The following is a 7,013-nucleotide window of genomic DNA, read 5'->3' as shown; positions in this document are numbered from 1 at the left end:
GCCCCTCCCCCATCAAGGGGGAGGGGAACAAGTTGCTGTTTTCGCAGCGCCCGGCCGAACAGCCGGAAGAACGCCTGGCTCTGCGGGTTGCGCTCGGGACGCCATTCGGGGTGCCATTGTACGGCCAGGACCGGCGCGGCGTTGACGGTGGCCGACACCGCCTCGACCACGCCGTCGGGGGCGCGGGCCTCGACGGCCAGGCCTTCGCCCAGCCGGTCGATACCCTGGTAGTGCACCGAATTGACCGTGGCGACCTCGACGCCGAACGCCGTCGCCAGCACCCCGCCGGGGGTCAGGCGGACCCTGTGCTCATGCTCGAACATGGCGTCGAAATCGGCGTCGTCCGGCGCGTGGTGATCGAGCAGATCATCACTGACAGCCATGTCCCGGCGCAGGGTCCCGCCGAACGCGACATTGATCTCCTGAAAGCCGCGGCAGACCCCGAACACCGGCTTGCCCTGGTCGAGCATGGCCTGGATCAGGTCGGCGGTCATTGTATCGCGGCCGGCGTCGAACGGGCCTGGCGCATCGGGGACGTCCTGGCCGTAGAGAGTCGGGTCGAGGTTGGAGGGGCTGCCGGTCAGCATCAGGCCGTCCAGGCGGGACGCGACCTCGGAGGCCTTCATCAACTGCGGCATCGACGGGACCAGCAGGGCCGCGGCGTCGGCATAGGCCATGGCGCTGGCGACATAGCGGTTCATCACCGCCTGGGCCGGCTCGGTCCCGACGGTTCGGGTGCAGCAGATGATCCCGGCGACGGGGCGGGCGGTCATGCTTCCTTCCCCCTTGAGGGGGGAAGGTGGCCCCGAAGGGGTCGGATGGGGGTGAACGCGCAGCGTTCTACCGCGCCCCGTCGCACCCTCCGCGAAGACCGGATGAACGCTGCGCGTTCACCCCCATCCCCAGCCCTTCCCCCCTCAAGGGGGAAGGGAGAAAGCGTCTGGGCGTAGATCACGACAGCAACACCGCCGGCGAGCACGCGTGCCAGCCGAGCCACACCGCTTCGCCGAGCTTGAAGTCCTCCTGATCCCAGCGGGTCAGGTTGGAGCGGGTGACCTTGATCCTGCGGCCGCTCTGGATCTCGACCTCATAGACGCTCTGGCCGCCCAGATAGGCTTCGTGGCGGATCACCCCGGCCACAGCGTTCTGGCCGTGCGGGCAGTCGCCCATGTTCGGCGGCGCGCCGCCTTCGGGGCGCTTGTGCAGCTCGATCTTCTCGGGCCGCAGGGCCGCCCAGACCGTGCCGCCGCGCGGGCCGGTGACGCCGTGGTCCAGGAAGATGTCGCAGTCGAGATCCGGGGATTTCACCACCGCATGGCTGGGCTCGTCGACCGCCAGCATGCCCTCGAACAGGTTCACGCTGCCGATGAAGTCGGCCACGAACCGGCTGTTGGGGAACTCGTAGAGGTCGCTGGGCCCCGCCACCTGCTGCAGCAGGCCGCGGTTCATCACCGCGCAGCGGGTCGCCAGGGCCAGGGCCTCGTCCTGGTCGTGGGTGACCATGATGAAGGTGATCCCGACCTTCTGCTGTAGGGTGCACAGCTCGGTGCGCATCTGGTCGCGCAGCTTGGCGTCCAGCGCCGACAGCGGCTCGTCGAGCAGCAGCACCCGCGGCCGCTTGATCAGGGCGCGCGCCAGGGCCACCCGCTGGCGCTGGCCGCCGGACAGCTGGTCCGGCTTGCGGCCGCCCAGGCCGTGCAACTGCACCAGCTCCAGCGCCTCCTCCACCCGCCGGTCGCATTCGGCCCGCGAGACGCGGTCGACACGCAGGCCGTAGGCGACGTTGTCGGCGACGCTCATGTGCGGGAACACGGCGTAGGACTGGAACACCATGTTGACCGGCCGCTTGTTGGGCGGCACCAGGCTGACGTCCTGGCCGTCGATCAGGATGCGGCCCTCGGTCGGGGTCTCGAACCCGGCCAGTATCCGCAGCAGGGTGGTCTTGCCGCAGCCCGACGGCCCCAGCAGCGAGAAGAACTCGCCCTCCTGGATGCTGAGCGAGACGTTGTCGACGGCCACCATCTTGCCGAAGCGCTTGGTGACGTTCTCGAAGGTGATGATGGGTTGGTTGGTCTCAGCGCTCACCCGATTGCTCCCAAAATTCCGTTTCCCCGGCGAAGGCCGGGGCCCAGGTGAAACCCTCGAGCCGCTCCGGATGAATCTGGATCCCGGCCTTCGCCGGGAAGACGGCGGTGGGGCGGTTGAACAGCGAGCTCATGCCTTCTCCCCATGTCCCGCCACGCCGGCCGGATCCCCCTGCAGCTTCAGCGCCACGGCCGTCAGCAGCACGGTCAGGACGATCAGGATCGTCGAGGCGGCGTTGACCTCCGGGGTCACCGAGAACCGCACCATCGAATAGACCTTGACCGGGAAGGTCACCGTGTCGGGTCCGGCCGTGAAGAAGGTGATGACGAAGTCGTCGAGGCTGAGGGTGAAGGCCAGCAAGGCGCCGGCCACCAGCGAGGGGGCCATGTGCGGCAGGATCACGTCCCAGATCGTCCGCCACTCGCCGGCCCCCAGGTCGCGAGCCGCCTCCTCCATCTCGCGGTTGAAGCTAGCCATCCGGGCCCGCACCACCACCGCCACGAAGGGGAACGAGAACGAGACGTGGGCGATGGTGATGGCGCCCAGGTTCAGCGGCCACGGCAGGCCCTGCGGCCAGGGCATCACCCGCGCGAAGAACACCAGCATCGCCACGCCCATGCAGATCTCGGGCACCACGATCGGCAGGGCCAGGGCCCCGTCCAGCACCGTCTTGCCCGGAAAGCGGAACCGCCACAGGGCCAGGGCGACCATGGCTCCAAGCACCACGCTGAGCACGGTGCACAGGCCCGCGATGGTCAGGGAATTGGCGAAGGCCTCGATCAGCGCCGAGTCGTTGAAGGCCTTGTCGTAATATTTGAGCGTGAAGCCCTTCCAGACGATGTTGCGCCGGCTGTCGTTGAAGCTGAACACCATCAGCGCGACCAGCGGCGCGTAGAGGAACACCCCCACGGCCGCCAGCCAGGCCTGCATCTGCCAGCGGCGGAGATATTCCAGCGGGCCGGGCGGGGATTTGCGGAGCTTGGTCACGCCCGCTCCCCCTTCTTGCTCTTCGACACCACCGCCTGCACGGCGATTGCCACGAAGGTCAGGTACATCAGCAGGAACGACAGGGCCGCGCCGAACGGCCAGTCGTTGGCGCGCTTGAACTGGCGCTCGATGACGTTGGCGATCATCTGGCTGTCGGGACCGCCCAGCAGGTCGGGGGTCAGATAGGCGCCCAGGGCCGGGATGAAGGTGATCAGCACGCCGGACGCGATGCCCGGCAAGGCCAGGGGCACGACCACCTTGAACAGGGTCCGCAGGTGGCCCGCGCCCAGGTCGAGGCTGGCCTCCAGCAGCGACTTGTCCAGCCGATCCAGGGCCGAATAGAGCGGCAGCACCATGAATGGCAGGTGGACATAGACCAGGCCGACGATCACCGCGAAATTGGTGTGCATCATCTCGACCGGCTGGAACGGCGCCAGCGGCAGAACCTTGGCCGCCAGGGTCCACACCGCCTCCAGGCCCTTATTGATATAGCCCTCGTCGCGCAGCACGGCGATCAGCGCGTAGGTGCGGATCAGCAGGTTGGTCCAGAACGGCAGCATGATCAGCAGCAGCAGCCAGGTCTTGGCCTTCTGCGAGGCGAAGGTGATGGCCAGGGCGACCGGGAAGCCGATCACCAGGCACAGGCCCGTGGTCAGGGCCGCGACCCAGGCCGACTTCAGGAAGATCTTCAGGTACAGCGGCTCGATCGCCCGGGCGTAGTTCTTGAAGGTGCCGGTGATGGCGATCTGGGTCAGGCCCTCGTTGTGGCCAAAGCTGTAGGCCCAGACGATCGCCAGCGGCGCGAGGAAGAACAGCACCAGCCACACCAGCGGCGCGGCCAGCGCCGTGGCGAACACGCCCTTGGCCGTTTTCCAGCTCTGCTCCATGGATTGACCTCATTTCTGCTCCCTTCCCCCTCGATGGGGGAAGGGTCGGGGATGGGGGTGATCGCGCGGCCTGTCCAAGCGAGTGCAAGGGGCGCGGAGCCCAAGGCGCTCAAGCACCGAGCGCCGCGTCAACACCCCCACCCAACCCTCCCCCATCGAGGGGGAGGGCTTTGACTAAGCCGCCCGCACGCGGGTGATCACTTCCTCGTACAGGCTGGCCTTCTCGGCTCCCTCGAACGCCCCGTACTCGCACTTGCTCATGATCGCGGCGGGCGGGAAGATCACCGGATTGTCCTTGTAGGACGCCGGCATCAGCGCCTTGGCCGCCGCGTTCGGGGTCGGGTAGAGGATGGTCTTGGAGATCTCGGCCCCGGCCTGGCCGTCGAGAATGAAGTTGATGAACTTGTGGGCGTTGTCCGGCCGCGGCGCGCCCTTGGGGATGCACAGGGTGTCGGAATTGATCAGCGACCCCTCCTTGGGGATCACGAAGTCGAGGTCCGGATCGTCCTTCATCACCTGCGCGATGTCGCCGTTATATTCCAGCACCAGGTCGACATCGCCGGCCACCAGCATGTCCTGGCCGTTGTCGTCGTGGAACGCCTTCACATAGGGCTTCTGCTTGATCAGCATCTTCTCGATCTCGCTGACCAGCTCGGGCGGGATGTTGTTGACGCTGTGGCCCTTGTACTTGGCGGCCAGGCGGATCAGGTCGGCGCTCTCCGACAGCAGGGCGATGCGGCCTTTGTACTGGTCGCTGTCGAACAGCCACTTCCAGCTGTCGGGCACGCCCTTCACCTTGCTCTTGCGGTAGCCGATGCCCAGCACCAGCCAGGTATAGGGCATCGAGAACTTGCGGCCCGGGTCGTAGTCCGGATTGAGGAAGGCCGGGTCGACGTTCTTGAGGTTGGGAATCTTGGCGTGGTCCAGGGGCTCCAGCATGCCGGCCTGGCCCATGCGGGTGACGAATTCGTTGGACGGCACAATCACGTCATAGCCGGCGTTGCCGGCCTTCAGCTTGGCGAACAGTTCGTCATTGGTGGCGAACAGGCTCATATTGACGTCGATCCCCGAGGCCTTCTTGAAGTCGCCCAGGGTGGTCTCGCCGATATAGGTGTCCCAGTTGTAGAAGTTCAGCTTGGGCTCTTCCCCGCCGGCCGCGACCGGGGCCTTGGCCTTCTCGCCGCAGGCGGTGAAGCTGATGCCGATGGCCGCGGCGCCCATGGCCGTCAGCAGCGAGCGGCGTGTGCCGAGAATGCGATTGATGCTCATGGCCTTGATGTCTCCCCTTGAATTCGTCCGATGACGGATAATGCCAATATCGCTCTCCCCTCCCCCTCGATGGGGGAGGGGTCGGGGGTGGGGGTGACAGCGCCGGCGGGACCGAACTCGGCCGCGCCACCTTCTGAACCGCCCATCACCCCCATCCCCGGCCCTTCCCCCACCAAGGGGGAAGGGAGATCAGGCCTGCAACTCAAGCTCCCTACTCACCTCGCAACCCTCAGGCGTTGCGCAGATACCAGTCATAATCCAGCGCCGTGACCACCTCGGCGAAGCGGGCCTGCTCGGTGCGCTTGACCGAGACGAACATCTCCACGAACCGGTCGCCCAGATAGTCGCGCAGCACGCTGGAGCCCTCGAACAGGTTGACCGCCGCGTACCAGTCGGTCGGCAGCCGCAGCTTCTCCTGGGCGGCGGCCGCATAGCCGTCGCCGACCACCGCCGGGCCGGGATCGATCTTCTGGCTGATCCCGTGGTGGGCGCAGGCCAGCAGCGCGGCCAGCACCAGGTACGGATTGGCGTCGGCCCCGGCCACCCGGTGCTCGACGTGGCGGGTCGGCGGCGGCCCGGCCGGCACCCGCAGCGAGACCGTGCGGTTGTTCACCCCCCAGGTCGGCGCCACCGGCGCATAGCTGTTGGCCTTGAAGCGGCGATAGCTGTTGGCGTTGGGGGCCAGGATCGCCATGCATTCGGCCATCAGCACCTTCATGCCGCCGATCGCGTGGCGCAGCAGGTCCGAGCCCTCCGGATCCTCGGCCGCGCACAGGTTGTTCCCCGCCGCGTCGTTGAAGCTGACATGGACGTGGAAGCCGTTGCCGGCCCGGTCGGCCCAGGGCTTGGCCATGAAGGTCGCCTCGCAGCCATGGCGCAGGGCCACGCCCTTGGCCGCCCGCTTGTAGCGCAGGGCGTCGTCGGCGGCCTCAAGGGCGTCCGGCTTGTGCTTGAGGGTCAGCTCGACCTGGGCCGGGGCGAATTCCGAGATCGCCCCTTCCAGCGGCACACCGAGCACGTCGCAGGTGTCCCACAGTTCGCGCAGGAACGGGGCGAAGGCCTCCAGCTCGGGCAGGCCGTAGACCTGGATACCCTGCGGCCGCTCGCCGGTCTGGGCCGAACGGGCCGGCAACAGCTCGCCCCCCGGACCGCGCTGCTGGTCGACCAGGTAATATTCCAGTTCGCAGGCGGCGACCGGGATCAGGCCGTCGGCGGCGAAGCGGTCCAGCACCCGCCGGAGCACATGGCGCGGGTCGAGGTCGTTGGGCGTTCCGTCCAGCTCGTACATGGACAACATGACCTGGGCCATGTCGTCGCCCAGCCATGGGGCCAGGGTCAGGGTCCCCGGCACGGGGCGGGCGCGGCGGTCGGCGTCGCCGTCCTCCCAGACCAGGCCGGTGTCCTCGCAATCGGCCCCTTGGGTGTCGACCACCAGGATCGAGCCGGGCAGGAAGCGGCCATAGTCATAAACCGCCTGCAGCTCGTGGATCCGCAGCCGCTTGCCGCGCGGCACGCCGGTCATGCTGGTGAAGAACACGTCCACATACTTCACCTGCGGATGGGCGGCGAGGAAGTCGCGGCATTCCTGGGGGTCGGCGACCGAAGGGAGTGTCATGGGCGTTTCTCTCCCTTCCCCCTTGATGGGGGAAGGGTCGGGGTTGGGGGTGACAGCGGTTCAGGATGAATCACGGCCGGAGCGAACCCCGCCACCGTAGTGGGGCGCCCCCCCCCCCCCCCCCCCCCCCCCACCCGCGGGGCCGGGGGGGGGGGGGGGGGGGCGCCCCC

At 67.8% G+C, this 7,013-nt stretch carries 7 protein-coding genes; all 7 read right to left on the bottom strand.

Annotation, left to right across the window (positions count from 1 at the left end):
- Positions 1-773: gamma-glutamyl-gamma-aminobutyrate hydrolase family protein (locus tag ACIPQB_RS23870; protein WP_446487735.1), on the bottom strand; the 773-nt coding region annotated here is incomplete at its 3' end.
- Positions 774-951: 178 nt separating this feature from the next.
- Complete coding sequence (locus ACIPQB_RS23865; RefSeq protein WP_446487741.1) at positions 952-2,022, bottom strand: ABC transporter ATP-binding protein; 1,071 nt, start codon at positions 2,020-2,022, stop codon at positions 952-954.
- A gap of 52 nt (positions 2,023-2,074) precedes the next feature.
- Complete coding sequence (locus ACIPQB_RS23860) at positions 2,075-2,218, bottom strand: hypothetical protein (protein WP_446487734.1); 144 nt, start codon at positions 2,216-2,218, stop codon at positions 2,075-2,077.
- Positions 2,215-3,015 carry an ABC transporter permease gene (locus tag ACIPQB_RS23855; RefSeq protein ID WP_446487740.1) on the bottom strand — a complete coding sequence of 267 codons (801 nt, stop codon included), beginning with the start codon at positions 3,013-3,015 and terminating at the stop codon, positions 2,215-2,217. The genes ACIPQB_RS23860 and ACIPQB_RS23855 overlap by 4 nt, the downstream gene beginning before the upstream one ends.
- A 53-nt stretch (positions 3,016-3,068) precedes the next feature.
- On the bottom strand, positions 3,069-3,959 hold the full coding sequence (locus ACIPQB_RS23850; RefSeq protein ID WP_446487733.1) for an ABC transporter permease: 891 nt from the start codon (positions 3,957-3,959) through the stop codon (positions 3,069-3,071).
- Between the two features lie 174 nt (positions 3,960-4,133).
- Positions 4,134-5,228, bottom strand: a complete 1,095-nt coding sequence (locus tag ACIPQB_RS23845; protein ID WP_446487732.1) for an ABC transporter substrate-binding protein — start codon at positions 5,226-5,228, stop codon at positions 4,134-4,136.
- Positions 5,229-5,457: 229 nt separating this feature from the next.
- Positions 5,458-6,843, bottom strand: coding sequence for a glutamine synthetase family protein (locus ACIPQB_RS23840; protein WP_446487731.1), 1,386 nt, complete (start codon positions 6,841-6,843; stop codon positions 5,458-5,460).
- Positions 6,844-7,013 lie beyond the last annotated feature (170 nt).

Source organism: Caulobacter sp. LARHSG274 (genome assembly GCF_052871235.1).
Note: the sequence above shows the minus strand (reverse complement) of the source record. Positions and strands in the feature narration are given on the sequence as shown.

Coding starts and splice junctions, on each gene's coding strand:
- ACIPQB_RS23860 (WP_446487734.1), bottom strand. CDS start 2,218: ATGAGCTCGCTGTTCAACCGCCCCACCGCCGTCTTCCCGGCGAAGGCC.
- ACIPQB_RS23850 (WP_446487733.1), bottom strand. CDS start 3,959: ATGGAGCAGAGCTGGAAAACGGCCAAGGGCGTGTTCGCCACGGCGCTG.
- ACIPQB_RS23865 (WP_446487741.1), bottom strand. CDS start 2,022: ATGGTGGCCGTCGACAACGTCTCGCTCAGCATCCAGGAGGGCGAGTTC.
- ACIPQB_RS23840 (WP_446487731.1), bottom strand. CDS start 6,843: ATGACACTCCCTTCGGTCGCCGACCCCCAGGAATGCCGCGACTTCCTC.
- ACIPQB_RS23845 (WP_446487732.1), bottom strand. CDS start 5,228: ATGAGCATCAATCGCATTCTCGGCACACGCCGCTCGCTGCTGACGGCC.
- ACIPQB_RS23855 (WP_446487740.1), bottom strand. CDS start 3,015: ATGCAGGCCTGGCTGGCGGCCGTGGGGGTGTTCCTCTACGCGCCGCTG.